This window comes from Peribacillus sp. BM1 (assembly GCF_056679975.1).
In genome coordinates, this window is the sequence record NZ_CM155259.1 from 3,419,126 (window position 1) to 3,444,251 (window position 25,126).

Consider the following 25,126-nt stretch of genomic DNA (forward strand, 5'->3'; position numbering starts at 1 on the left):
TATGCAGAATATATTCACTGCGTTAATCTGAATTCTCTGATGCCATTGTATTATTTCCTTTATAACCGCATACAAAAAAGCCAGTCCTTTTTCAGTCGTAAAAAAAGGACTAGCTCTCAATTCTTGTTTACACTATTCAGTAAATCTGATTACTCATTAGTAGCTGTAATTTCACAATATCCAACCCTTTAGTGTAGCCATTACTAATAAGCCGATTAGCAATTGGCTTTGAACAAACATCCATATATACCTCATTTGATTTATGAATGTATCATTTCTTCTCGTTCAACATATACACATCCCAAGCTTCATCAAAAATAGACATACTGCGTAGATAATGCCCATTCATTTCTAAATACCGGCTGAGTTCATCATAATTATTAGCTTGCTTCGGAAATGTATGATCATTAAATGCTTCATTCGCAAATTTCGTCATTTCATCCACTTCTTTCGGCTGGCGATATTTCATTAAAAAAGTGTAAAAAGACTTCATTATAACCCTCCAAAATAAATTAAATCTGACATAAATATAATGGAGATTTGTCTTGCCGTCAAAAAAGAACATCCAGATAGAAGCCGGATGTTCTCTATCATTACTACCATTGTTTCAACAGAATGGTTACATTTTCGCTTATTCGTCCTACTGCTACAATTTTATTATCGAATAAATATAGAGGTGAATAAATTGTATTTACGAAAAATCAAAATAGTTTCGCTTAAGCAGTCGCTTCATCTTCATCAATTCTTGAAAATCAACCGTTTTATTTAAATTCGCCGTAGAGATTAAGAATAATTGGTCTTCAATTTGTTTCACCGTTTCGTCATTTTGATACACAGCCCCACAGCTTTCACAGGAATAGGTGGGAGTATTTAAGATTTCAATCGCTTTTGTACCATCTGGAAGCTCCCAATAGACCGATCCAGCACCAAGTACAACCCCAGTGGCTTCACACCAGCTGCATTTATCCATTTTGATCCCCCTTATCTTGATCACTCTTTGCAGATGACATTTTCTTTAGTTGTGCCTGATATTTTTTTTCTTTTAAGATGTCACGCTTTTCACGTTGATCTTTTAATGTACTATGTTCAGGATTATTTTCATATTTTTCACGACGATATAAACGTTCAAGTCCTTCAGGGACCAAATTGAACTTACTTTCATTCAGCAAACCAGCAATGCCAATATCTGAGCGTTTATTTCCAGCGTGCGGGTAAATGCTCTCAAAGTAATCATCTGCCCGCCCTGGTGTGTAATTTTCTGGTTCGGGATACGTTGAAATAACACCTTCAAAGTTGCGAAGAACTGTTTTCTCTGGTGATTGCGAAATAATGTAATTAGGCTGAAGAGTAATTTTTCCTCCGCCACCAGGAGCGTCGACGACAAAAGTTGGAATGGCATAACCTGAAGTGTGTCCCCGCAATCCTTCTATGATCTCAATTCCTTTTGAAATCGGTGCCCTAAAATGACCGATTCCTTCAGACAGATCACATTGGTAAATATAATAAGGTCTGACGCGGATTTTCACGAGATCATGCATTAATTTTTTCATAATCGGTACGCTGTCATTAATTCCTGCGAGAATAACAGCCTGATTGCCTACAGGAACACCAGCATCAGCAAGCATTTCGCACGCTTTCTTTGCTTCTTCTGTTATTTCAATGGATGTATTAAAATGTGTATTGAGCCATACTGGGTGATATTTTTTTAAAATTGCACATAAATTTTCGGTGATCCGATGCGGAAAAACAACAGGCGCACGTGTCCCAATCCTGATAATTTCCACATGTGGGATGTCACGCAAATTCTTCAATATATATTCCAGAATCGTATCGTTAATCAAAAGTCCGTCGCCACCAGATAAAAGAACATCACGAACAGCTGGCGTTTCCCTAATATATTGAATCGCTGCATCCAGTTGTTTCTTTGGAACCCCCATTCCAATCTGCCCGGAAAATCTTCTTCGTGTACAATACCTGCAATACATAGAGCATTGATTCGTCACTAAAAACAGGACCCGGTCCGGATAACGATGGGTTAAGCCTGGCACTGGAGAATCTTCGTCTTCATGAAGTGGATCTTCCATATCGTATTTCGTTTTATGCATTTCACTTGAAATCGGGACACTTTGCATTCGTATTGGACATCGTGGATCATCAGGATTCATTAATGAGGCATAATAGGGCGTAATATTAAGTGGAATCGTTTTTGTCGATATTCGAACACCTTCTTCTTCATCCGGTGTAAGATTAATCACTTTTTTTAAATCATCTAATGTTCGAATTGTATTCGTAAGCTGCCAAATCCAATCATTCCACTTCTCATCTGTAACATCTTTCCACAGCTCAATATTTTTCCAGTGTCGATCAGGTTTATATAAATCGAATAACATCATGGTTCCCCCTTGCATCTTGATAGTAATAGTTAATGCAAGAATCATGACAATATAGACAAAAATCATGTATTTTATAAAAAAATATTTATCATCATATCCGATGATTATATTTTACTAAGCTTATACTGAAGCGTTTGACGGGGTATTTGGAGCAATTTTGCTGCTTGTAAAACATTCCCTTTTGTTTTTGTTAAAGCATTAGATATCAGCTCTTCTTCTGCTTGCTTCAAAGCCTTTCTTAACGGCTGAATGTCTCGTACATTAGTACCCTTTAATGCTTTCAAGTTGGAGTAATCTTTGGCAATTTCGATGGCTCCAATCAGCTCTCCATTTACATGTAGCGGCAAGGTCGTATTGATGGTTTCAATCATTTTTCCGTATATATTCATATAAGACTGTTGCTTATCTTTAATTGGTACTCCTCGCTCAATAACCTTAAGCAGAGTTGAAGAATGGTGATTGAGAGACGGAAAGGATTGTATGAGTGGCACCCCTAACACTTCTTCCACCTTCATTCGATCCCTTTCCGCTGCTACTTTATTATAAAAAATTGTATAACCTTTCGTATCGATAACATGAATACCTTCATCAATACTCGTTAAAATCGCTTCTAACACTTCTCTAGTCGTGTAAAATTCCTGATTCACCTATATTCACTCCTTTAAGCCTTGTCTATTAAACTATATGAAGGAGTGCCGGAATCTTGTCAGTTTACTGCTGATTTTTCAGCATTTATGAAAAATTTTTCACCCAGATATTCATGTCTTCTAGTTTATCAAAAATAAAACAGTTATTCGCTAATCTTCCACGATACGTGTAATTAAGAGAATGAAAGGCCGCATTCATGCCAAATGACAGAGCTCTTGCAATGGAATACATACAAAAGATTTGTTGTTCGGCTAGGTATTTTTCTAGCTCCTTAATTAGAAGCTTCATTAAACCAAATTGTCGATGCTCCGGCAGTGTCGCACAATCGGTTATTTCAGCATTATGATAGTGACTGTTCATTTCTGCTGACGCGGCGCTTACAATTCTCTCGTTAAAGAGACAAACATAAAACACAGTATCGTTTTCGATACATTTTTTCACATATTCTGGGTCATTCATCGGAACCGGATAAATTTCAAAAACCTGTTTATATAAACGTGCCAATGCTTTTGCATCAGCACTATTCGCTTTTCTTATTGTATAACCTAAAGGAAGCTGTTTTCTTTGTTCAATAGCGCTAAGGGATAATACCCGAGTTAAAATTTCGTCTTCTTCTTGCCAATTTCTACTGTTTCGACGCTCATTCTGATAATATTTTGCAAAAAAACAACAATCACTGCCAAAAAAATACTTATCAATACTTGCTTCGAAGACAAAACCTGCTAAGATAAGCTCTTTGAAATTTTCCTCACGCGCTTTCACAATCAGTTTCTCCGCACCGATTTCTAAGACGGCTTCTTCCGCTGTTGTTAAACAATGTGTAATATTCCCTAAATAATCATCCATTCTAACCCGTTTATTAAAAGGATCGATTACAAGTTTCACATAAAAACTATTTCCATTTATCTCTTTTTCCAAAGGTATATGATTCATTAGCCTTCCCCTTTTACTTTATTTTGTATTTAGTGTACCCAAAAATATGGGAAGGGTCAGACCTCACACCTTCTCTCTCTTGTATATTTGGTTGAATTTATTTCTTATGCCTGGTCTAACCCCGATGAACTACTCTCGCTGTTTTCATTATTCGGTAACTTCACACCAATCAAGAATTGTTAACGCAATAATTTGAGCCACTTCAATCATTTTTTCTATTTCAATATATTCATTAGCATCATGGGCTAATTCCGTTTTGCCTGGTCCAAACACAATGGTCGGGATTCCGCCAACTCCAGATAAATAGCCACCATCCGTTGCCCATGGCGATGCTTCTAACTTTGCTTCTTGGTTCGTTTTTTCTTTATAAGCAGCTTGCACGGTTCGAAGAAATGGATGCTCTAAGTCGATATGACCAGGCAACCAACGTGCACCGAAAAATTCAAGTTCAACCGGTTTGTTCCTAAACCAGTCAGATGAGGAGTTTAGTTCTAAAATACATGCTACTAAGCTGTCTTTGGCTTCATCTACTGTTTCAAAAGGTGCGACTCCAAGACGTCCTTCCAAAACGACTGTATCAGGAACAGAAGATGGCCATTCACCGCCATGGATTTTTCCAAGATTGATCGGAATCGGGATGGGGATATTTTCGTACAGTGGATGAGTGAGTGCTGCGTTTCTTTTATTCTCTAAGCCTCGGATGGCTTCCATCACAATGACGGATTGCTCAATAGCACTCACACCCTCATATCGAGTGCCAGCGTGAGCTGATTTTCCTTTTACAGTAAGTCGAAACCACATCGAACCTTGTTGGAGCGGAAAGATTTTCATACTCGTAGGTTCAGGGATAATCGCCCCATCTGCACGGTAGCCTCGCAGTACCGCTGCAAGTGTTCCTGCCCCACCGCTTTCCTCTTCAATTACACTTTGAAAAATCATATCTCCTTTTAGCTTGATTCCACTTGCCATAATTGCCTCAATCGCCAACAGCAACGAAACATTGCCACCTTTCATATCAGTAGACCCTCTGCCATACACTTTACCATTCATACATTTCCCGCTAAAAGGATCCGTTTCCCAATCATTTTGATTCCCTTCTGGTACAACATCGATATGTCCATTCAAAAGAATAGATTTGCCAAATCCTTCCCCTCTTTTTATCGCCACAAGATTTGGATTTCCTGTAAAATCACTACGGTCACAGTGAAATTGTGGGTGACTTTTTAATACATCATCGCCAATCTCCCAAATATCCAATTCTAATCCGAGTTCGCGGCATTTTTCAATGATAATCGCTTGTGCACCACCCTCATTGCCCCGCTTACTTGGTTCTTGAATTAGCTTTTGCAATAATTTGACGCCTTTAGTATAGTTCTCATGAATCCAATCTATCACTCTTTGCTTTTTATCCATCACAATCTCTACCTTTCTTTTATAATGTGAATATGTTTGGCCTGCTTTACTTCCGCATCTGTTTTCGCTACAACATCGTCAAATGTATAAGGTTCGAACATGTCCGTTAACTCAAGCCCTTCAGAAGTAACGGAAAAAACACCGAGCTCTGTAATGATCATATGTACACAGTTAGGGGCTGTTAAGGGCAATGTACATGCTTTGACTAGCTTCGAAGCGCCACTTTTGTCAAAATGATTCATTACAACGATGACCTTCTTTGCTTTGGCTGCTAAATCCATAGCCCCACCCATCCCAGGAATTCGCTTCCCTGGCACTATCCAATTCGCAAGATCACCTTTTCCACTAACTTGTAAAGCTCCTAAAATGGTTAAATCGATACGTTCTGACCGTATGATCCCGAATGCCGTGGCACTATCGCAATACGAACCTCCTGTCTGCAATGTGACAGGATACCCCCCGGCGTTACAAAGATTTTCGTCTTCTTTTCCAGGTTTAGGGGAAGATCCCATTCCAACAATTCCATTTTCAGTATGAAACATGACTGGAAAATTTTCCGGCAAAAAATCAGGTACCAGAGAAGGAATCCCAATACCCAGATTAACTAGCATCCCTTCCTTAATTTCTTGTGCTGCTCGCTTTGCTAGTATCTTTCTTATTTCTGTTCCCATGCCCATTGCCAATTCACTCCTTTCGATTGCACGATATAATCGACAAATACCCCTGGAGTAATAATTTCTTCTGGGTTCAAGGAACCAATGGGGACAATTTCTAATGCCTCTACAATCGTTGTTTTTCCTGCCATAGCCACATAAGGGTTTGAGTTTCTGGCACTTTTATCAAAAACCAAATTTCCATAATAATCAGCTTTTTTTGCATAAACAATGGCAACATCGCTCGTTATAGCTGGTTCAATTAAATATTCTTTTTCTGCAACTGTCACTTTTTCTTTATTTTGGTTTACAATTTCCGCCTCAATACCAATGTCAGATAATATACCACCAAGGCCCATCCCGCCTGCTCGAATTCGTTCAATCAATGTTCCTTGTGGACTAAATTCAATTTCAAGCTCACCAGCGTTCATATAAATCCCTGCAGTAGGATTGGATCCAATATGGGAAACAATTAATCTTTTTGCTCGTTTTTTTGTAATGATTTTCCCGATTCCAATCGTAGGAAATCCAGCGTCTGTGCCGATTAATGTTAGATTCTTAATACCTGTTTCTATAATAAGGTCGACCAATCCCGGCGGTGTACCTACTCCTCCAAAACCACCGAATAAGATGCTCATTCCATCTTTAAAAAGTGGGGCCAAACTGTCACCGTTCGTTACTTTTTTATACGTATTTTCAGTCATATTCCTCACCTCCTGTTACATTTCTGCATGCACGTTCGGTAAATGTTTTTCAGTCCATTCTACAAAAACAGCTTCTAATCGATTCACTAATTCATCCAATTCTTTGTCCATGATCGTTAGCGGTGGGGCGACAATAATCGCTGCACCTGTGACTCCTTCTTCTCCTGCTGCTGCAGGATATAAAAGCAAACCATGCTTCATCCCAAGCCTAATAATTGTACTTGTTATAGATGCGGCTAGTGGAAAAGGTTCTTTCGTTTCTTTATTTTGGACAAATTCAATACCAAGAAGGAGACCTTTCCCTCGAATATCACCTATAAAGGAATACTTCTGTTCCAATGAGTTCAACTTGTTTTTCAAATAAACACCGGCAGCGACGGCATGATTAGCTACATCATGCTTGGTGAGATAATTGAGTACAGCAAGTGAAATAGCGCAAGATAATGGATTTGCACTAAAAGTATGACCACCCATAATTACTTTTGAACCGTGTAGGATCGGTTGAATGATCGAATCCGAAACGAGCGTCGCTGCGATCGGCGTGTAGCCCCCACTCATTCCTTTACCAAGTGTCACAATATCAGGCTTTACCCCCCAATGTTCCGAAGCAAGTAATTTCCCCGTACGCCCCATTCCTGTCATCACTTCATCGGCAATAAATAAGACATCGTACTTCTCGCAAATTTGCTTCAACCTTTGAAAATAGCCATCAGGTGGTGTTATCGCTGCTCCCGCTGCACCAATAACTGGTTCAGCAATGAAGGCGGCCACATGATCCGCTCCAATTCTTCTAATTGCTGCTTCAAGTTCATTCGCACAAGCAAGCCCGCATGATTTGCTTTCCAGATGTAATGGACAACGATAACAATAGGGAGCAGAGATTGCCGGATACGATTCAAGAATTTCCGTAAATCGTTCACGGCGTACTGGATGCCCAGACATAGACAAGGCTCCAAGCGTGATCCCGTGATAGCTCATCCATCTCGAGATGATTCGGTTCTTTTGTGGCTTTCCTTTTTCCTGCCAATACTGAATCGCTAGCTTCATGGCTGTCTCCGTTGCTTCAGAGCCACTGTTCACAAAAAAACTCCAAGGATAGTCGCCATTCGTTAAATCTGAAAGTTTTAAAGCAAGCTGTTCTGCCGCTTCACTCGTAAACTGGGAACGATATACAAACGAAACCTTCTCAGCTTGTTCCACCATAGCTTTTGTAACTTCTTCCACACCATGGCCGATATTCGCTGTCACTGCTCCAGAGCATCCGTCAAGATACTCTTTTCCAAAAGCATCGTAAAGAAATACCCCTTTCCCATGACTAATGATCGGGTATTCTATGTCGAGTACTGGTTTAATTAACGACGATTTCCCCATTTTTACAGCACTCCTTTTCGCTTATCTTACGAACCTTATAATCTAGTGTATGTCTTGAATGTCGCAATCTTTCTTCCCGTAAATAAAATGTTGTTACTAACAAATCTACTCGTTTTTAACACGTTCAGAAGATCACATTAGGAAAAGGTCTGACTTTATACTAATTCTTGCGACATGTTCTAAAAGATTGCTACACCCATCAAAAATGTTGAAGATAAATTGTATTACTATTTTTTGGTCAACAACATAAAAACCGACCTTATTATAAGGTCGGTTACTATTTTTCTCTTCGTTAACAGCAGAAAGATGCACCAATGATGATTAATAGGATAAACAGCACCACAATTAGGGCAAAACCGCCACCGGAGCCACCACATCCGCCACCATATCCGTAGCCACCACATCCGCCACCGTATCCTCCACCGTATCCTCCAAATCCGTACATTACATTCACTCCTTTTTTGATATCTCTTACATTTTTACAATATGCAGATGCGCCCGATTCGGTCTGTGCATTTGCCTATTTTTTTACGACTGCTCCATTTATCTAAGGACAATATCCTATAGATAAGGTGGTTTTCGACCATTAAATTGAGAGGTTATTTAAAGAATAGGATATAATATAAGCAGGTTTTAAAAAAGGCAGAGGCGTATTGAAGTAAGCCGCCAAATTCCGCTACAAACCAACTTATATAAAAAAGAAAAGGTCGGAAAAATATTGAAGAGAAGAATGATCAAGACGTTAATTGCTTTATTCCTATTCATGAGCATACTGTTTGTTTTTTTCCTAAATCAGAAAACCTATGGGAACGATACTCATCTAAATGTTTACGATAAGATAAAAACCAACAAACCCATTCGCTATTTAGTAATCGGTGATAGCATAGGCAGAGGTTCAGGAGCAGAAACGCCGGAAGAACGCTGGTTTGTCCGTTTAGAGAATATGATGAAACAAAAAGAGAATAGTAAGATATCTGGGGATTATATTGTTCAAAGTGGTGCCACAGCCTTTGAAGGGCTCTATAATTTTTCTCAAACTAATTTAAAAGAACCCCCTGATCTTGTCTTTATTGTTTTTGGAGAAAACGACCGAAAATACATGTCTTCAGATGATTTTGGAGAAATTTATGAAGCTCTAGTGAGAAAGGTAAAAATACGTTTTCCGAATGCTGAGATTTTTACCATAACAGAAAGTTCCCTCACTTATTACGACTTTGCTGACCAAATCAAGAAAATTTCTCGTCACTATGGGACCGCCCACCAAGACATGCGCCCAGTCTTTGCGAAATCCGGCTTAAGCACAGAGCAACTTACAAAAGATCTTATTCACCCGAACGGAACAGGTTATCAGCTTTATGCTAATGAGATATACTCGCAGTTACTTCGTCATACTATTGAAGATAAAGTCATCGCCTCTTTGTCTACACCTCTATATAGGCAAAAGGACTTGAACCTTATTAAAGTAAATCAGCCTAGCCATTTATATGGTTTTAGTCATTCCTCTTTAGGCTTTGTCAGTGAAATAAAAGGCAATTATATCGAGTATGATTTTACTGGAACTACTCTAGGGGGGATTTTCTTAAGAACACCTGAAGGCGGGAAACTAGATGTATTTATCGATGGAAAATATACGACTACACTCGACACTTGGTGGCCTTTTTCAAAAGTACGATATCTCTATATCGGAAATGGTTTAGCTGACGGATTACATAAGGTTCGTTTTGAGACAAGTGGAACAAAATCATTAATGAATCGTTCGGGTAAAGCCGATGTTCATATCTTCGGTATTATTACAAATAAATAAAAGGTCAGACCTCACATCGTATATGTCGTTTACACGATATATAGTAGATGCGGGGTCTGACCTTTGTTGATATGGGACAACCTCGTTATTTAACTGTTACTGTTAAAAAGTGAGTTTCTCCTCTAGTTAACGATGTCTCAGTCGTTTTCACAATAGACTCTATTTCATCGCTATTCGTAATAATAATTGGAATAAGTGTACTTTTTGCTTTTTCTTTAATAATCGTTTGATCAAAGGAAATGAGTTTATCCCCCATTTTCACTTTGTCACCAGCACTGACAAAGGCTTCAAAGCCTTCACCATTTAATGCTACTGTTTCGAGGCCAATATGAATCAGAATTTCTGCTCCGTTTGCAGCCTTAATCCCAACCGCATGCTTTGTCGGAAAAACTTGCACGATCTCACCATCTACAGGTGAATACACTGTATTATCTTCTGGTTCGATAGCAAGGCCATCTCCCATCATTTTCTCTGCAAATACCGGATCAGGAACATCCTCCAAAGCTACCACGCTTCCATTCATTGGCGCAAATAATACGATATCTTTTGCTACGGGCTCCTCCGTTTTTTTCCCAAATAATTTCTTAAACATAAAAATCCCCTTCCCTATCTTACATGATGTAACATTTTTCTATAATAGCACAAAAACTTTGTACCTTCTAAGTGATTAACGAAATAGGTCTTTATATTGTGCATAGCCTTCTTTATCTAGGTTAGCAACTGGAATGAATCTGAGGGAAGCAGAATTGATGCAATATCTTAATCCTTCAGGCCCCGGCCCGTCATCAAATACATGACCAAGATGAGAATCTCCAGTTTTACTTCTTACTTCCGTTCGTCGCATCCCATAGCTCGTATCAACCTTCTCAATAATTTCCTGACCTTCCAGCGGCTTTGTAAAGCTTGGCCAGCCACAGCCTGCATCATATTTTTCTTTTGAAGTAAATAAAGGTTTACCAGAGACGATATCTACATATAAACCCTCTTCTTTATTATCCCAATACTCATTTCTAAAAGCTGGCTCTGTTCCACTATTTTGTGTTACTTCATATTGTATAGGTGTTAATTTTTGTTTTAAATCATGATTTTGATTAGTCATTATGACTCCCCCAATTCTGTTCGATAAATGTTTGTCGCCCTGATCCGATTCGGTACCGATTATAATGAGCTGGGTTTTTCTTATAATAATCCTGATGATATTCTTCGGCAAGGTAAAACGGTTTAGCCGGTATAATAGGTGTGACAATTGGATGTTTGAATCTTCCGCTGTTTTGTAATGTTTCCTTTGAGGCTTCGGCCATTTGCTTCTGTTCAGCTGTGTGATAAAAAATTGCGGTTTGGTAGGATCCACCGCGGTCGTAGAATTGTCCGCCAGCGTCTGTCGGATCAATTTGCTGCCAAAATAATTCGACTAATCGTTCATATGGAAACACATTGGGATCATATGTAATCTGTACAGCCTCATAATGCCCGGTTGTTTCAGAACAAACTTCTTTATAAGTTGGATTTTCTTTGTTACCGCCCGTGTAACCGGATAGCACAGATTCAATCCCCGGCTGCTCATCAAATGGTTTTACCATACACCAAAAGCATCCTCCTGCAAATGTTGCTTTTTCTAAATTGCGAGTCACAACTATTCAACCTCCAATTTCCGAATATATGGCTAATGATCGAGTATTATCTGTTCGTTAGCATAAGGTGATCCTTCCATCAGTGGGGGTCTTACTCCCCGTTAATGAGGGATAAAAATCATATTGTATGAATTTTACCGCTTTTTACATGCAGTGTAAAATAATACGCTGTTCTACCCCTAATCCATTTCATATTCGTTTCTAGCCATTTTTAATGAACAATGAAAAAGGAATCTTCTCTTTACTGTGACACCAGCCTACTTCGGTTTGCATATGCTGTTTACGAAAGCTTTGAAGATAGGAGCGAAACGCATGTCGAATTCTATGAATAGTCGAAAAAATTATTTTAAAAAAGCACAAAAGTATGATTTATTAGCTAGCTATTATAAATACATGGACCCAAAACTGCATGTTCATTATTATCACAAACATTTAACGGCTTTGAATAAAGCTTTTGAAGTGATGCGTTCAGAAGAAGTATTTAGAAAGAGTCCTAGCAGGGTAAGAATCCTCCATGCAGCACCAAAAACAGGAAATGTCGATGTGTATGTGAATGAAACAAGAATTTTGCAAAACAGTCCATATAAAACAATTAGTGACTATTTACCATTAATTTCTGGAAAATATCAAATAGATGTCTATCCAACTGGGCAGCTCTCTTCAACCATTCTCAGTCAGAAGATTCAGGTTGAACCAGGAAAGCTTTATACATTAGCTGTAAGCGGCCTGGATAAACAGACACGACTCGTCGTCCATGAAGACCTACCTACTGTTCCTAACGGTGAATCCAAAGTTCGGTTGATCCATTTGGCTGCAGATAGCCCAGCGATTGATCTAGCTGTGAAAAATGGCGATGTAGTATTTCGAAATGTACCGTACAGAACAGCAACAAATTCTCTGGGGATTACGCCAATGAGCATTGACCTTGAAGCAAGAGTTACTGGTACGAAACAAGACGTGCTCTCAATGCCACACGCTGAATTCAGAGCAGATATGGCCTATACCATCTATATAATCGGTTTACAGGATGCAGAGCCTGAGTTGGAAGCATTATTCGTTTCTCCTTAACAAGGATATACAGAAATTTTCGTTGCCTGCTCGATAATAAAAGGGTCAGATCCCACATCTACTATATATCGTTAACTAGACGGGTAAATGTCACGACAATCGATGTGTAGAATGTGAGATATGACCTTTTTATGGCTGTAAAGAGGGCACTGTTAATACAAATGAAATTTTATCATTTTTTAAATCGAATTCTTTTGCTTTCACATGTACATCACTTTTCAATTCCATATTTTGCAATGATACGTATATTTGCTCTTTATCTGGCTGTATCGTGACCCATTCTGGTGTTTTATATTGACGATTAATGAAATTCAATACATAGGAGACAGGTAAATTGAGTTGGCCAACTGAAATCGACTCTTGTTTTAACACAACATCTCCATTGTTTTGAGCTTCAGGAACAAACGTGAGTTTTAATTCAATATCTCTTCCGAAAAAAGGCATTGTTCCGTAAAGTTCAACGACATCTGATAAATGAACATCATAATGGACAGGTCCAGCCAATCCCTCTTTCTCAATATATTGAGAAATTAACATATTTAAATCATCTCGATTCGTATTTATGACGAATGAAACACCTTGATCTTGACGATCTATTTTTGCAACTTCCTCATCTTTCGCAGGTAAATTAATCAATATAATAAGTGTAACTAGCACAATAATATTTATTGCCATTAATCCTAGAAATAAGTATTTCCAACTTGCTTTAGACATTAATTATTCTTCATCCCCTTTTGTACTCGCCTCTATTGGATCTCTTCCTAATGTTTCAATATTCATTTCTTGATAGATTCTGTCTGCAATCAACTCATACCCTCTATTATTTGGATGGAAATGGTCCTCGGTAAATAATAAATTCTCTGCTGTATTTTCAAATAAATCGCCAATTTCAATGAAATACGCATTATCATATCCCTCAACAATTGTTTGTCCGCTGCGATTCCATTGGTCCATAATAATATCCAATTCTTGAAAGGCACTTAAAACTTTGGTAAATGGATTGTATACACCGACTAAATAAATTTGTGCATGCTCATTGTTTGAGCGAACTCTTTTTAATATTTGTTCCAATCTTTTTTCGTACCCTATTCTTGCTTTCTCAAATTGTGCCATTTTCAAATCGACTATATTTTGGCGGAATACCCGCATGACATCATTGCCACCAATCGTAATCACAACTGCATCTGCCTTTGTAATATTAGCAATCACCTTATCTTCTTTCATACGCTTCAATAACTGGTCAGTTCGATTGCCTTTTACGCCATGATTGACAACATTCACAGACGTAATCGTTGGTTCTTTTTCTAGCAGTTGTCGCAAATAGGGTATATAACCACCTTTGTCAGTCGTATCCCCTACGCCTTGTGTCAAAGAATCACCTAACGAAACGATTTCGATCGGATCAGGAAAAAAAGTAGCAGGGATCGCATCCTTTTTTTTTAACTCAAGCTCGTTTTCTTGTTGTAAAGCATAATTTGAAACTGTTCGAATGTTTGAACATGAAGTGAGGATCAACAGTCCAATCAATAGACAGGATATTTTTTTCTTCATAGGTGTCACCGTCCTAAAAAAGGTCTTTCACTATTATATCACGTACGATTAATAAAATCGCAAACCATGAAGTTTGATGACATAATCAGCTTTCAAAACGCAAGGCAATAAAAAAGAATGTCCCATAGCAAAAGCCCCAAACCCTTCGAATACTATAAACTATGTATAGGGTTCGTGGTCAGTTCTTTTAGGGACATCCACATCATTTTTGTAAAATTTTAATATCATTCAGCATTTCTTCAAACGGTACATCCATATAGCCTGAATAATCTTTAACAATTTCTCCAGCTTTATTAACTAAATAAAACTTAGTACCATGGATAACTTGGTCAGTATTGGCTGGTTTTTGAACAATCGTTTTAAAATTCTTTTTAGCAAACTCTTCAATTTCCTTCTGAGTATAACCCGTTAGGAAATGCCAAGAGGATAAATCAGCATTGAATCGTTGTGAATATTCCTTCAACGCAGCTGGTGTATCCAATTCAGGATCTACAGAGAATGAAACAATTTCTACATTTGAAATGTCATTATCTTTAAGCATCGTTTGAAATTCAGCCAAATTACTCGTCATTGGTAAACAAACCGTTGTGCAGTTTGTAAACACAAAATCAGCAAGCCAAACCTTCCCCTTTAAGTCACTTTTCGAAAATTCTTTGTTGTTATGATCCGTGAAAGTAAACTCTTCAAGATCCGAATTATATCCGTTTTTAATCCCTTGTGAACCGCATGCCGATAATAACAAAACAACCATAATTCCAATGAACAATATTATACTTTGCCGCCTTTTCATTGTTTTACCGCCTTTATTTGCATATTATGATTATATTATTTTACCAGAGGGTGTAAGCTGTTTAAAGAAATTTGCATTCAAGCTAAAAATTTTATGACCATTTCACAAAAAGTGACATCTATTAGCTTTCATAGGTTTTTCATGCTTCTATTCCCAATGATACATAACTGCCATAGCACCTTCTCCCGTGTGAGTGCTTACTACAGGAGACGTACCTTCAATTTTTATATTGGATAAGCCGCTGATTTCAGCTAATGCTGTTCTAATCTTTGAAGCGATTTCATATCCATTCACATGAACAATACCAATTCCTGTGATTTGCTTATCCTTCAAATCTTCTTTATATTTATTCACGACAAATTTAACAATTTGCGATTGACTTCTTGCTTTTGAGACAGGATGAAGTACTCCATCTTCTAAGATCGCAATTGGTTTAATGTTTAGTAACGAACCAATCATGGCAGACACTTTACCAATTCGTCCGCCTTTCACTAAATTCTCTAACGTATCAATGGAAATAATCAATCTTGATTGGGATTGAATATCTTTGATCCTCTCCAGAATTTCAGCAACACTTTTGCCTTCCTTCGCCATTTTGGCAGCTTCAATTACTTGAAATGATAATGCCTTTGAAATGTATTTAGAATCAAACACCGTGACATTGGATTCAGTCATTTTCGCTGCACTCTCTGCAGATTGAACAGTACCACTCATTCCACCAGTCATATGAATAGAAATAATCTCGCTTCCATCTTCTCCAAGTCTGTCAAAAACGTCTAAGAAAGTGCCTGTCGATGGCTGAGAGCTTTTCGGAAGCTCCTTAGCATTCTTCATTTTCATCAAAAATTCTTCTTGTTCTATTTCGATCTTATCTAAATAAATCATGTCGTCTATTGAAACCGATAAGGGTACCATTTCAATACCATATCGCTTGATTTCCTCTTGCGTCATATCAACAGTCGAATCTGTTACAATTTTCACATTTCCCATCATTCCACTTCCCAACCTTAACAATTCCCTTAATTATACCTTGTTAATACGATCATTCAATCTTAATATCCAATATTTCGAGCTATTTTGACAAAGTTTGAAAGTTCGACACATTTCTTCCGCTTTTTATAATTTTCCAACAAAAAAACGGAATTTCCAAATGAAAAAACAATAAAAAATGCTGTCCTTGATCGAATTGAAGAAGTAGGCAAATTCCTCCTCTACTTCTTCATTCAATACTTCAGACAGCATCGTATAATTTTATGCGTTTCTTTGTGAATGGCCCGCCATATGAAAGCTATTTATTAATCTAGGCCTTCTTCTTCTTGCACCTCTTCTTGAATGTGTGCATCTCGTTTTTGCTTCCGTTTGTACACAAATTTTGACAACGAAATACTGATTTCATATAACAGCAGCAACGGTATAGTTACGAGAAAGTCTGATACAAAATCTGGTGGGGTAATACATATCGCTATGACGACCAAGACAAAGTACGCGTATTTTCTAAGCTTTTGCAACACATATGGATTAACGATCCCAATTGATGTTAAAAACATCGTCACAACAGGAAGCTCGAAAAGAATCCCAAACGGCAATGTCATATTAAGAAGAAACTGGAAATATTTATCTGCTGTAAAATTGGTCACAAACATTCCACTGCTTAATCCAAGTAGGAAATCCAGTACCATTGGGAAAATAATGAAGTATCCAAATGCTAAACCACCAACAAATAAAAGAAAAAGTGCTGGAATATAAGATAGGGTTGTTTTTATCTCCCTCGGTAGCAACGCTGGTTTCACAAATAACCATAATTGAAACGCAAACACCGGAATTGTAGCTGCTACCGAAACAACCGTTGCAAGCATGAAATAAATCCAGAGGATATCACTTGGTCCTAGCACCATTAGTTTTTCATCAAAATCTTTAACAAGCCACTGATATATCTCTTCAACATAGATAAAACCAACAATAAAAAAGAGGATAAATGCAATTACCGTAATAATTAAACGTTTACGCAGCTCCTCTAAATGGGCAATTACGTTTTGTTCTTGATCTGCCAAATCTATCACGCTCTCTATTAAAAATACGAATATTACCGAATTTTCTTCATTATTCCGGCATGTAGCGGGTAACTTATACCAATGGTAATAATGCCCACATATTCATCTTTACTTCCAAAAAACTACAGTCCTTTATGTATCAATTCATTATAAGGTAAAGTTAAATCTACTTGGATGAAGAAGAACGAATCTCGTATATCCACTTTGTGTAGCGACTCAAAGAAGTTTGGAAGTTATTTGACCTTTAAGACTGTACTTCATTTGCTTGTCACTAAACACATCGACATAACTAGGGGCCCTTATCTTACAAGTTAAAAGGAGGATGTCCCAATAGGGTCTTGACCTCACTTTCGATACACAGTTTATAATGTTATATACACATTATTTCAACTATATATTGTAATTGTGGGGCCTGACACTTTCGTTATGGGACAACCTCCTCTTTGACACAGTACTTATTTTACTGAATTATTCTTTTTTTCATCTTTTTCTTCAAAGACATCCTGTGTTAACTCACGAGTTGAACTTTTAAATTCACGTAAAGTTTGACCGAATGCCCGTCCAATTTCGGGTAATTTCTTTGGTCCGAAAATGATGAGTGCAAGCACTAAAATCAAAATTAATCCTGGTACCCCTATATTTGAAAACATGATAACACCCCTCCTGTTACTTTCTTACATAAAATAATACATTTGCTAAATAATATCTCACTTTTAAATTGACATAGCTTGATTAGAATACTTTTAAAATGTGCAATAAACGACGATTTATACCTTATTATTTTACCCTATACCAGTAATTAATTCCAGTTTTATTAAAATTAGCGGGTATCCCATAAAGTGAAACTTCCCTCAGTGGGGTTTTTTTCATCCCCCACTGAGGGCTAGTCCCGTTCTACTGTCGCTAAATCTTCGATCAAGCGACAGTACGAACCCGATTGGTTCAACTAAACCGCTGAAGAGCACAGCGGTAGCTTCACTGTATCTCACCAATCGGGGATTTACAGGCTGTTTATCCCCCACCTATTTATTTCTTGATTCTCTCGCCAAAATTGAGTGGGGGTATTACAGCCTGTTAAACCGAGATAAATAAAGGGTCAAAACCCAGTAACTACTACATACAGTTTAAATGAAGTGTAAGTAACACGATAAACTGTGTGGCGAGTACTAGGTCAGACCCTTTTGGAGCATCCCATTCTTTTAACCTTAAATCAATAAAGAAAATAAATTACTATCTTTATTTACTTCGACATATGGAAACCCTTTTTTGCTCATACGCTCAATCAAAGGTCCATAATCTTGTCTATTTTTCAGCTCAATGCCAACTAAAGCAGGCCCCTGTTCTTTGTTATTTTTTTTCGTATATTCAAATCTTGAAATATCATCATTAGGTCCGAGTACTTCATCAAGGAATTCACGTAAAGCCCCTGCCCGCTGAGGAAAATTGACAATGAAGTAATAAAGTAGTCCTTCATATAAAAGTGATTTTTCTTTTATCTCTTGCATACGGCCAATATCATTATTGCCCCCACTAATTACACAAACGACGGTTTTCCCTTTGATTTCATCCCGATAAAAATCAAGTGCCGCAACAGACAACGCTCCTGCAGGCTCTGCTATGATCGCATGTTCATTGTATAAGTCTAGTATGGTTGTGCAGACCTTTCCTTCAGGGACCTTAATGATATCATCCATATATTCCTGACAGAGATCAAACGTTTTTTGTCCTACACATTTAACTGCTGCACCATCTACAAACGTGTCAATGTCCTGTAAAGCCTCTACTTCACCTTTCATTAAAGATTGTTTCATTGAAGCAGCACCTTCTGGTTCGACTCCGATACAAGATGTTTCAGGTGAGACCGATTTAAAATATGTAGAGATACCTGACACTAGGCCCCCTCCGCCAATTCCCGCAAGGACATAATCGATTTTTTCATCACAATCATTTAATATTTCAATAGCTACTGTTCCTTGACCAGCGATGACAAGTTCGTCATCAAACGGATGAATAAACGTTCTTTTTTCTGTTTCCTGGCATTTCTCTGCTTCAAGAAAGGCATCATCAAACGAATCGCCTACTAAAACAATTTCAATTTTGTCTTTACCAAATAGCTGAACCTGGTCAACTTTTTGCCGAGGAGTTGTCGCAGGCATGTAGATTTTCCCTGAAATCCCCAACTGACTACACGCAAACGCAACCCCTTGTGCATGATTGCCCGCGCTCGCACAGACAACTCCATTTCTTGTTTCATCTGCAGTCAGCTTTTTCATTTTATAATATGCTCCCCTAAGCTTAAAAGAGCGCACATGCTGTAAATCTTCTCGTTTTAAGTAAACATTACACTCGTACTTCTCGGATAATCTTTCGTTTCTTTGCAGTGGCGTGTGCGCAACGATATCTTTAAGCTCCTGATAAGCAACTAAGATATCTTCAACTTGGACCCATTTTCTTGTTGATGTTATTTGGCTCATGTAATACCCTCTTTTCACATCTCTAGATAATTTGTAAATTATATCACAAATCGAAAATAAATCAACAGATTTTTCAGACATTTCACCATATTTGCACCTGCTAGAAAACTCTAACAAGTTCAGCTAACATGTCTCAATATTAAATAAGACAGCGAGTACTTCATTTGTGGAATTAAATGTAGTACTCCCATTCTCTCTAGTTCTCAATTCGTTCTAATACAATAAATTCATGAGGATACTTGTTCTTTTCATCCACGATACCAGTCGTTTTAGATACCGTCTGCCATTTTGACATATTTAATTCCGGGAAATACGTGTCACCCTCAAATGAATGATGGATTTGCGTTATGTATAGACGCTTGCAATCAGAAATTAATTGCTGAAAGATTTCTGCTCCACCAATCACAAATACCTCTTCATCCAAGGCGTCCGCATATGCCACGGCTTCTTTCATATCTGAGATCACTGTTATGCCCTCTTGTTGGTATTCTGTATTCCGAGTTAAGATGATATTCTCTCTACCCGGCAAAGGTTTACCAATGGACTCATACGTTTTTCTCCCCATCAGAATAGGGTGACCCATGGTCACTTTTTTAAAATACTGGAGATCCGCTGGTAAATACCAAGGCAAGGTATTATCCTTGCCGATTATTCGATTCTCATCCATTGCGAACATGAAAGAAATCATACACTCACTTCTCCTTTAATGTGCGGATGCGCTTCATAGTTTTCCAGTACAAAATCTTCATATTTAAAATTGAAAATACTTTTTACATCTGGATTAATTTTCATAACTGGTAATTGATACGGTTCCCGAGTTAATTGGAGTTTGATTTGCTCAATGTGATTGTTATAAATATGAACATCCCCAAATGTATGAATAAAGTCTCCATACTCCAAGTCACAGACTTGTGCAATCATCATTGTCAGCAAGGCATATGAAGCGATATTAAATGGCACACCTAAAAATACATCAGCGGATCGTTGATAGAGCTGACAAGACAGTTTTCCCTCCCGAACATAAAACTGGAACATCGCATGGCAGGGAGGTAAAGCCATTTCTTCTAACTCACCGACATTCCAAGCATTAATAATCAAACGGCGTGAATCAGGATTAGTTTTAATCTGCTCAATCAATTGAGTAATTTGATCAATTTGTCTGCCATCAGCTGTTCCCCACGAACGCCATTGATGGCCATAAATAGGACCAAGCTCACCATTTTCATTTGCCCATTCATTCCAAATGCGTACTCCATTATCCTGTAGGTACAAAACATTCGTGTCGCCTTGCAGAAACCACAATAATTCATGAATGATTGCCTTTAAGCTTAGTTTTTTTGTCGTAAGAACTGGAAAGCCTTCTTGCAGATTAAATCTCATCTGATAGCCAAAAGTACTGATTGTACCTGTTCCTGTTCTGTCACTTTTTTTTGTACCATTTTCAAGCACATGCTTACATAAATCCAAATATTGCTTCATTAAATAAACCACCTTTTTTTCAAATACACACTATTATTGTAGCCTAGTTCTGGTTTCAACACCAAAACCTTTTTGAATATTGGATTAGGAGGACCATTTAAAATGCAGTGATAATCAAAATATCTGTTCTCTTCGCAAAGTAATATTCCAGCGAAGACACTTACATTAATCCCTATTTTAATTTAACTGTTTAATATATAAATACGTGTGCGGTGCCTTCTCTTTCAGTACTTTATTAGAAGCGGCATTCGCAAAGAACATCGCATATGTTTCGGCAAAGTATTCTTCTGGATATGTAGAATAATAGGCTTTGTCAGGAAAAAGACGGCTTACTTCTTGTTCCCAAGCTCCCAAAAATACTCCATCATCACGAATTCCGTCATATGCATATGTATCAATCGTATGGGCTAATTCATGAAGCTCAAGATTAATCGAACTGTGCCCGTTTCCTGGTTCACTTGCACCAATTTTCACAAGGACAATTCGATCTCCTCCCATTCCTGGAACATCATCCCAAGTCGTCTGTTCATTTTTATATCCTCTTGGCTTACTTCCTTTTAAATGCTCAGCAAATGGATCATCAGTTAAACGACCTGTGAACAGTTTAATTTTCACATTTTTATCAACTAACTTCTGAATTGTAGCAGGAGGTAGCACACTAATTTGTTCAACAATCTGAACAGCTTCGTCCACATTAAAGGAATGTTCAGGAAATAAAAAAAGTCTGCCTAGTTTTGTATTTTCCTTCCATACTTTCGTTAATTTTAGACGATGATCTTCTGCAAAAGCACCAACACTTATACCATCCGTTTCAACAAATGAGAATGAAGATAGAATGAAGAAAAGAAGGAGGCATAAGACTAAAGATAATATTCTTCTCATATATAGAACCACCAATTCATTAAACTAGCAATATAAAGTGAAACTTCAATCAGTAAGGGGTTTTATCCCCCACTAATTGTTAGTCCGTTCTAGCGTCGCTAAAGCGCAAGCTATCGCTTCGATAAAGCGACACTACAAACCCGAATTCAACGAACTCAGGCTAAATACGCCGCATCCTGTGGGCCTCAACTAAACCTTCTACTCACGCATCAGTAAGTTTCACTGTATCTCACTAAACGGGCTTTTACGGGCAGTTCTTCCTTGGTTCCTCTAACTTGGGGTGGGGGCTTACTGTCTGTTAATACGAGATAAACTACTACTTTCATATTATTGAAGTATAACATATTATGAAACCATTAAACTTTCGAAAATATTGGGAAAATAAGATGAGATCACTAATGGCAACAGAAGAATTTCAATGAATTTATCCCCGTTTAACTAACCATCAGCGGGCGATAAAAAACCTCATCGATAGAAGTTCCACTTTATGAGTAACGCTTCGGTAGGTTTGAACATATACAAGAAGTAACTGGATGAATGCTAGGTGATTATATTGAGACGTGTTAATAAACAGGAGCTATTAAGACTTCACCCTGAACTTGCAGATGAAGTGCTTGATGTATTTAATTTAGAGGTTTTCATTTATCTTGACCTTTTCATATTTTCGCTCTTTTTAGGTCTTCTTTTACACCCTTTAATTAACTCAGTTCTATGGTCCATTTTTATTCCATTATGCTTCTTCATCTTCTTTTCCATAGTGTTTCAGTTCATCAAACGCAAATTTCCGGATAATTAAATGTATACCTACTCCATTTCCATCAGAACGCAGAAAAGAGTCTACCCCATAACGAAAGGGTCAGAGCACACATCTACTATATATCGGTTATGTGACGGATAAATGACACAATAAACGATGTATAGTGTGTGAGGTCTGACCCTTTTGGGTAACACTTTTTTCACTTATTCTTTTAGATGACGTAAATTGCGGAAATGGACAACAAAGGTAATTGCAAACGTGATGACAATCAATAGGAAAAACATTGTATGTGAAATCTCAATATGAACAACAGAAAGGTACATTTTAACTGAAATAATCGCAATCAATACGTATGCAGCCGTCTCAAGTTCAGACACTTTGTCGATTAGTTTAAGGAAGACACCTGCTATGCCACGCATCATTAGCACACCAAGCATACCACCAATCAACAATACCCATACTTTTTCACTAACACCAAATGCAGCAAGTACACTGTCGACCGAAAACGCAATATCCATTAATTCAACAGCAACCACTGTTCCCCATAGATTACCGAACATTCTAATCAGGAAACTTTCCTTTGACAATCCTTTTGTTTCCTCTTCACCTTCACCTTGTTTCGTTTTATCAATAAAATACTTAATGGCAAGCCACGCAAGATATGTTGCTCCAAATACTTTTACCCACCATAGCTTAATTAAATATACACCAATCCCAATTGCAATGAATCGGAATGCATAAGCACCAAGTAGCCCATAGAAGAGTGCTTTTTTTCGTTGTTTCATAGGTAAATGACGAACCATGACCGCAAGAACCAGTGCATTATCCGCTGAAAGTAAACCTTCAAGTAAAATCAGTGTTCCAATTAACCCCCAGCTTACTGGATCTGACAATACTTCAACCCACATCCCCCAATCAAAAAATTGAGCATATGTGTCCATAATGCTTGTTAACATATTATCCCGGCTTTCTTGTAAAATAAAATGATCCTTTTATTAGAAAATCGTAAGTGCCTATACAGGAACTTCGAAACCAAACTGAATAGCAAGCGGTTTTTTCAAATCAGAATGATCGGCTTAGGACTAGATAGACTACGTTCGCTAGATCAACACTTCCTAAAACCGTATACATTATTCTTTATAAAACGAAAAATGCGCTAATAGCAGCGCATTTAGTTTGGCTCTATTAATAGCATACGCCTATTGGATTTATGTTTCAAATGTTAACTTCAATTTCCGGCAAAAATAAAGCATTTTCAAGAAAAATAAGTTTGCTCCGACCATTTTGGAGGTGTATTCTTATTCCAATAAATTTTGCCTAAAGCATAATGTGTAGCGAATTCATCATGATACGTATGGTAGTGAAAATTGAACCAATATCCTTCTTGGGGCGGATTCTCTTGTCTAACATGAAAACGAATGATATCTTTTCCGGTATTTTCATTAAAAATATGAAAAATTTTCTCACTGCGACCTGAAGAAGGACCTTTAGATATGGTTAACTGGACAAGCTCTTCATCAGGAAATTTTACTGCCATTTGAGTAATAGCTTCTTCAATTTTTGGTAAAACAGAAAATTTAAATTCATCCTCAATCTTCGGACCAATCTTTGCACCGAATTTCGTAAAGGCATGTTCCTGGGCCTTTGCCATCATTGATTCAATAAACTCACTTCGGTCAAATATTGTTGTTGAAATCGGATCATCAGCTGATTCCAATAAAGAATAGCTTGTACTTTCTGCTTCTTCAAAGATGTCCTTCTTCGCGTGTTTATCGGAATGTGCTTGTGCAAGCCAAGATATATCGGAAGGAGAAACCATACCGAATGTTAAAACAGATACTAATACAACGAGGCTTTTCTTCAACCATCTCGATTTCTGCATGATGTTTTCTCTCCTCCTTAATCATTTTAGTTTCCAAATTTCGGTTCACATATTAATCTTTATTTGGAAAATTTCCGTTCCATTATACATAACTAGTCATTTCTATTAACTTCAGGCAAGAGTACCCCTTCCTCAAGGAATGTGAAGGGCGTAGCCCAATGAGTAGGGAGGGGGTACTCTTGCCTTTTCGCGTAGCAAAACACTTGTTCTTATGGTACAATATTCCTGAACATATGAGGTTCGTACGAGAAAAGCTTCGTACCGTAAAATGTTCAAGCTAAAGCTAACAGCCGAGGCACACAATTGTGTGAACCCACTAAGCTGAAAAAAGAAGTTCCAACGGCAAGACCAATGGGATAGAGGGGTTGGGTGTTTATAGCACACCACTGTGTCAACTCCACTAACGTTAAGCGTTCAGAAATGTTCGATACGTTAGAAACCCCCACTTCAAATTTTTGTTAGAAAATTAAGTGGCGGGAGTATTCATCTTCTAGTTTCTAGTATACTGAATTTCTCAGGAAATTACGAAAAAAATGTATATGCGGTTCATTATGAGAAAAGGCTTACTTGCATATAATAAAGAAATACCATTTTTCCCTCTCATTCTTATTTACATATGCAAATAAGAATGAAGGATTATCC

General features: G+C 37.7%; 27 protein-coding genes. 2 read left to right on the forward strand and 25 right to left on the reverse strand.

Going from position 1 to position 25,126, the window contains the following annotated elements; translation table 11 throughout:
• Positions 1 to 271: 271 nt before the first annotated feature.
• From AC1MGI_RS16475 to AC1MGI_RS16520, 10 genes are all read right to left on the reverse strand, one after another.
• Entirely contained in the window at positions 272 to 493 is a 222-nt protein-coding gene (locus AC1MGI_RS16475; protein ID WP_480346301.1) for a YozE family protein, read from the reverse strand.
• Positions 494 to 691: 198 nt separating this feature from the next.
• Positions 692 to 970, reverse strand: coding sequence for a YokU family protein (locus tag AC1MGI_RS16480; protein ID WP_480346303.1), 279 nt, complete (start codon positions 968 to 970; stop codon positions 692 to 694).
• Positions 963 to 2,390, reverse strand: a complete 1,428-nt coding sequence (gene kamA / locus AC1MGI_RS16485; protein WP_480349830.1) for a lysine 2,3-aminomutase — start codon at positions 2,388 to 2,390, stop codon at positions 963 to 965. Before kamA ends, AC1MGI_RS16480 begins: the two co-directional genes overlap by 8 nt.
• 107 nt (positions 2,391 to 2,497) lie before the next feature.
• A complete protein-coding gene (locus tag AC1MGI_RS16490) occupies positions 2,498 to 3,040 on the reverse strand; it encodes a helix-turn-helix domain-containing protein (protein WP_480346305.1) in 543 nt (180 codons plus the stop codon).
• 85 nt (positions 3,041 to 3,125) lie between these two features.
• Positions 3,126 to 3,974: a putative beta-lysine N-acetyltransferase gene (gene ablB, locus AC1MGI_RS16495; RefSeq protein WP_480346307.1), complete on the reverse strand. Its 849-nt coding sequence runs from the start codon at positions 3,972 to 3,974 to the stop codon at positions 3,126 to 3,128.
• Between the two features lie 147 nt (positions 3,975 to 4,121).
• Positions 4,122 to 5,390, reverse strand: a complete 1,269-nt coding sequence (locus tag AC1MGI_RS16500; protein ID WP_480346309.1) for a peptidase — start codon at positions 5,388 to 5,390, stop codon at positions 4,122 to 4,124.
• Positions 5,391 to 5,395: 5 nt separating this feature from the next.
• Positions 5,396 to 6,064, reverse strand: coding sequence for a 3-oxoacid CoA-transferase subunit B (locus tag AC1MGI_RS16505; RefSeq protein WP_480346311.1), 669 nt, complete (start codon positions 6,062 to 6,064; stop codon positions 5,396 to 5,398).
• Complete coding sequence (locus tag AC1MGI_RS16510) at positions 6,043 to 6,744, reverse strand: CoA transferase subunit A (RefSeq protein ID WP_480346313.1); 702 nt, start codon at positions 6,742 to 6,744, stop codon at positions 6,043 to 6,045. Before AC1MGI_RS16510 ends, AC1MGI_RS16505 begins: the two co-directional genes overlap by 22 nt.
• A 15-nt stretch (positions 6,745 to 6,759) precedes the next feature.
• The gene (locus AC1MGI_RS16515; RefSeq protein WP_480346315.1) at positions 6,760 to 8,115 is read right to left on the reverse strand and encodes an aspartate aminotransferase family protein; all 1,356 of its coding nucleotides are present in this window, start codon (positions 8,113 to 8,115) and stop codon (positions 6,760 to 6,762) included.
• A 292-nt stretch (positions 8,116 to 8,407) separates the two neighbouring features.
• On the reverse strand, positions 8,408 to 8,560 hold the full coding sequence (locus tag AC1MGI_RS16520; protein ID WP_480346317.1) for a YjcZ family sporulation protein: 153 nt from the start codon (positions 8,558 to 8,560) through the stop codon (positions 8,408 to 8,410).
• 273 nt (positions 8,561 to 8,833) lie between these two features.
• Between AC1MGI_RS16520 and AC1MGI_RS16525 the strand changes: the two genes are divergently transcribed.
• Entirely contained in the window at positions 8,834 to 9,919 is a 1,086-nt protein-coding gene (locus AC1MGI_RS16525) for an SGNH/GDSL hydrolase family protein (protein WP_480346319.1), read from the forward strand.
• Between the two features lie 85 nt (positions 9,920 to 10,004).
• Here the strand turns inward: AC1MGI_RS16525 and AC1MGI_RS16530 are convergent, their stop codons facing one another.
• The 3 genes from AC1MGI_RS16530 to msrA all read right to left on the reverse strand — a co-directional run bounded on the left by AC1MGI_RS16530 (position 10,005) and on the right by msrA (position 11,550).
• A complete protein-coding gene (locus AC1MGI_RS16530) occupies positions 10,005 to 10,511 on the reverse strand; it encodes a PTS sugar transporter subunit IIA (protein WP_480346320.1) in 507 nt (168 codons plus the stop codon).
• Positions 10,512 to 10,586: 75 nt separating this feature from the next.
• A complete protein-coding gene (msrB, locus tag AC1MGI_RS16535) occupies positions 10,587 to 11,018 on the reverse strand; it encodes a peptide-methionine (R)-S-oxide reductase MsrB (RefSeq protein WP_480346322.1) in 432 nt (143 codons plus the stop codon).
• Complete coding sequence (gene msrA, locus AC1MGI_RS16540) at positions 11,011 to 11,550, reverse strand: peptide-methionine (S)-S-oxide reductase MsrA (protein WP_480346324.1); 540 nt, start codon at positions 11,548 to 11,550, stop codon at positions 11,011 to 11,013. Before msrA ends, msrB begins: the two co-directional genes overlap by 8 nt.
• A gap of 312 nt (positions 11,551 to 11,862) precedes the next feature.
• Here msrA and AC1MGI_RS16545 point away from each other — a divergent pair, with 312 nt between their 5' ends.
• A complete protein-coding gene (locus tag AC1MGI_RS16545; protein ID WP_480346326.1) occupies positions 11,863 to 12,618 on the forward strand; it encodes a DUF4397 domain-containing protein in 756 nt (251 codons plus the stop codon).
• A 129-nt stretch (positions 12,619 to 12,747) separates the two neighbouring features.
• Here AC1MGI_RS16545 and AC1MGI_RS16550 read toward each other — a convergent pair whose 3' ends face one another.
• The 12 genes from AC1MGI_RS16550 to AC1MGI_RS16605 form a co-directional block, all read right to left on the reverse strand.
• Entirely contained in the window at positions 12,748 to 13,332 is a 585-nt protein-coding gene (locus tag AC1MGI_RS16550; RefSeq protein WP_480346328.1) for a YpmS family protein, read from the reverse strand.
• A gap of 3 nt (positions 13,333 to 13,335) precedes the next feature.
• Entirely contained in the window at positions 13,336 to 14,169 is an 834-nt protein-coding gene (locus tag AC1MGI_RS16555) for an SGNH/GDSL hydrolase family protein (RefSeq protein ID WP_480346329.1), read from the reverse strand.
• Between the two features lie 202 nt (positions 14,170 to 14,371).
• On the reverse strand, positions 14,372 to 14,959 hold the full coding sequence (locus AC1MGI_RS16560; protein ID WP_480346331.1) for an SCO family protein: 588 nt from the start codon (positions 14,957 to 14,959) through the stop codon (positions 14,372 to 14,374).
• A 147-nt stretch (positions 14,960 to 15,106) separates the two neighbouring features.
• Positions 15,107 to 15,949 (reverse strand): DegV family protein, encoded by an 843-nt coding sequence (locus AC1MGI_RS16565; RefSeq protein ID WP_480349832.1) that lies wholly within the window; start codon positions 15,947 to 15,949, stop codon positions 15,107 to 15,109.
• Between the two features lie 305 nt (positions 15,950 to 16,254).
• Positions 16,255 to 17,010, reverse strand: coding sequence for a twin-arginine translocase subunit TatC (tatC, locus tag AC1MGI_RS16570; protein ID WP_480346333.1), 756 nt, complete (start codon positions 17,008 to 17,010; stop codon positions 16,255 to 16,257).
• A gap of 455 nt (positions 17,011 to 17,465) precedes the next feature.
• Positions 17,466 to 17,660, reverse strand: coding sequence for a twin-arginine translocase TatA/TatE family subunit (locus tag AC1MGI_RS16575; protein ID WP_062178859.1), 195 nt, complete (start codon positions 17,658 to 17,660; stop codon positions 17,466 to 17,468).
• Positions 17,661 to 18,215: 555 nt separating this feature from the next.
• Positions 18,216 to 19,484, reverse strand: coding sequence for a threonine ammonia-lyase IlvA (gene ilvA, locus AC1MGI_RS16580; protein WP_403070780.1), 1,269 nt, complete (start codon positions 19,482 to 19,484; stop codon positions 18,216 to 18,218).
• A 196-nt stretch (positions 19,485 to 19,680) separates the two neighbouring features.
• Positions 19,681 to 20,172, reverse strand: coding sequence for a dihydrofolate reductase (locus AC1MGI_RS16585; protein WP_480346336.1), 492 nt, complete (start codon positions 20,170 to 20,172; stop codon positions 19,681 to 19,683).
• On the reverse strand, positions 20,169 to 20,963 hold the full coding sequence (locus tag AC1MGI_RS16590; protein ID WP_480346338.1) for a thymidylate synthase: 795 nt from the start codon (positions 20,961 to 20,963) through the stop codon (positions 20,169 to 20,171). Before AC1MGI_RS16590 ends, AC1MGI_RS16585 begins: the two co-directional genes overlap by 4 nt.
• A 177-nt stretch (positions 20,964 to 21,140) precedes the next feature.
• A complete protein-coding gene (locus tag AC1MGI_RS16595; protein ID WP_480346340.1) occupies positions 21,141 to 21,845 on the reverse strand; it encodes an anthrax toxin lethal factor-related metalloendopeptidase in 705 nt (234 codons plus the stop codon).
• A 960-nt stretch (positions 21,846 to 22,805) separates the two neighbouring features.
• Positions 22,806 to 23,558: a TerC family protein gene (locus tag AC1MGI_RS16600; protein WP_480346342.1), complete on the reverse strand. Its 753-nt coding sequence runs from the start codon at positions 23,556 to 23,558 to the stop codon at positions 22,806 to 22,808.
• A gap of 299 nt (positions 23,559 to 23,857) precedes the next feature.
• On the reverse strand, positions 23,858 to 24,484 hold the full coding sequence (locus tag AC1MGI_RS16605) for a YpjP family protein (protein WP_480346344.1): 627 nt from the start codon (positions 24,482 to 24,484) through the stop codon (positions 23,858 to 23,860).
• Between the last annotated feature and the right edge of the window lie 642 nt (positions 24,485 to 25,126).

Bases quoted from the DNA above. Each gene is read 5' to 3' on its own strand.
- AC1MGI_RS16520 (WP_480346317.1), bottom strand. From the start codon at position 8,560: ATGTACGGATTTGGAGGATACGGTGGAGGATACGGTGGCGGATGTGGT.
- ablB (WP_480346307.1), bottom strand. From the start codon at position 3,974: ATGAATCATATACCTTTGGAAAAAGAGATAAATGGAAATAGTTTTTAT.
- AC1MGI_RS16605 (WP_480346344.1), bottom strand. From the start codon at position 24,484: ATGCAGAAATCGAGATGGTTGAAGAAAAGCCTCGTTGTATTAGTATCT.
- AC1MGI_RS16510 (WP_480346313.1), bottom strand. From the start codon at position 6,744: ATGACTGAAAATACGTATAAAAAAGTAACGAACGGTGACAGTTTGGCC.
- AC1MGI_RS16555 (WP_480346329.1), bottom strand. From the start codon at position 14,169: ATGAAGAAAAAAATATCCTGTCTATTGATTGGACTGTTGATCCTCACT.
- AC1MGI_RS16550 (WP_480346328.1), bottom strand. From the start codon at position 13,332: ATGTCTAAAGCAAGTTGGAAATACTTATTTCTAGGATTAATGGCAATA.
- AC1MGI_RS16480 (WP_480346303.1), bottom strand. From the start codon at position 970: ATGGATAAATGCAGCTGGTGTGAAGCCACTGGGGTTGTACTTGGTGCT.
- AC1MGI_RS16530 (WP_480346320.1), bottom strand. From the start codon at position 10,511: ATGTTTAAGAAATTATTTGGGAAAAAAACGGAGGAGCCCGTAGCAAAA.
- AC1MGI_RS16575 (WP_062178859.1), bottom strand. From the start codon at position 17,660: ATGTTTTCAAATATAGGGGTACCAGGATTAATTTTGATTTTAGTGCTT.
- kamA (WP_480349830.1), bottom strand. From the start codon at position 2,390: ATGTTATTCGATTTATATAAACCTGATCGACACTGGAAAAATATTGAG.
- AC1MGI_RS16515 (WP_480346315.1), bottom strand. From the start codon at position 8,115: ATGGGGAAATCGTCGTTAATTAAACCAGTACTCGACATAGAATACCCG.
- AC1MGI_RS16505 (WP_480346311.1), bottom strand. From the start codon at position 6,064: ATGGGCATGGGAACAGAAATAAGAAAGATACTAGCAAAGCGAGCAGCA.
- AC1MGI_RS16545 (WP_480346326.1), top strand. From the start codon at position 11,863: ATGTCGAATTCTATGAATAGTCGAAAAAATTATTTTAAAAAAGCACAA.
- AC1MGI_RS16595 (WP_480346340.1), bottom strand. From the start codon at position 21,845: ATGAGAAGAATATTATCTTTAGTCTTATGCCTCCTTCTTTTCTTCATT.
- AC1MGI_RS16600 (WP_480346342.1), bottom strand. From the start codon at position 23,558: ATGTTAACAAGCATTATGGACACATATGCTCAATTTTTTGATTGGGGG.
- AC1MGI_RS16560 (WP_480346331.1), bottom strand. From the start codon at position 14,959: ATGAAAAGGCGGCAAAGTATAATATTGTTCATTGGAATTATGGTTGTT.
- AC1MGI_RS16585 (WP_480346336.1), bottom strand. From the start codon at position 20,172: ATGATTTCTTTCATGTTCGCAATGGATGAGAATCGAATAATCGGCAAG.
- AC1MGI_RS16475 (WP_480346301.1), bottom strand. From the start codon at position 493: ATGAAGTCTTTTTACACTTTTTTAATGAAATATCGCCAGCCGAAAGAA.
- AC1MGI_RS16590 (WP_480346338.1), bottom strand. From the start codon at position 20,963: ATGAAGCAATATTTGGATTTATGTAAGCATGTGCTTGAAAATGGTACA.
- msrB (WP_480346322.1), bottom strand. From the start codon at position 11,018: ATGACTAATCAAAATCATGATTTAAAACAAAAATTAACACCTATACAA.
- ilvA (WP_403070780.1), bottom strand. From the start codon at position 19,484: ATGAGCCAAATAACATCAACAAGAAAATGGGTCCAAGTTGAAGATATC.
- AC1MGI_RS16565 (WP_480349832.1), bottom strand. From the start codon at position 15,949: ATGGGAAATGTGAAAATTGTAACAGATTCGACTGTTGATATGACGCAA.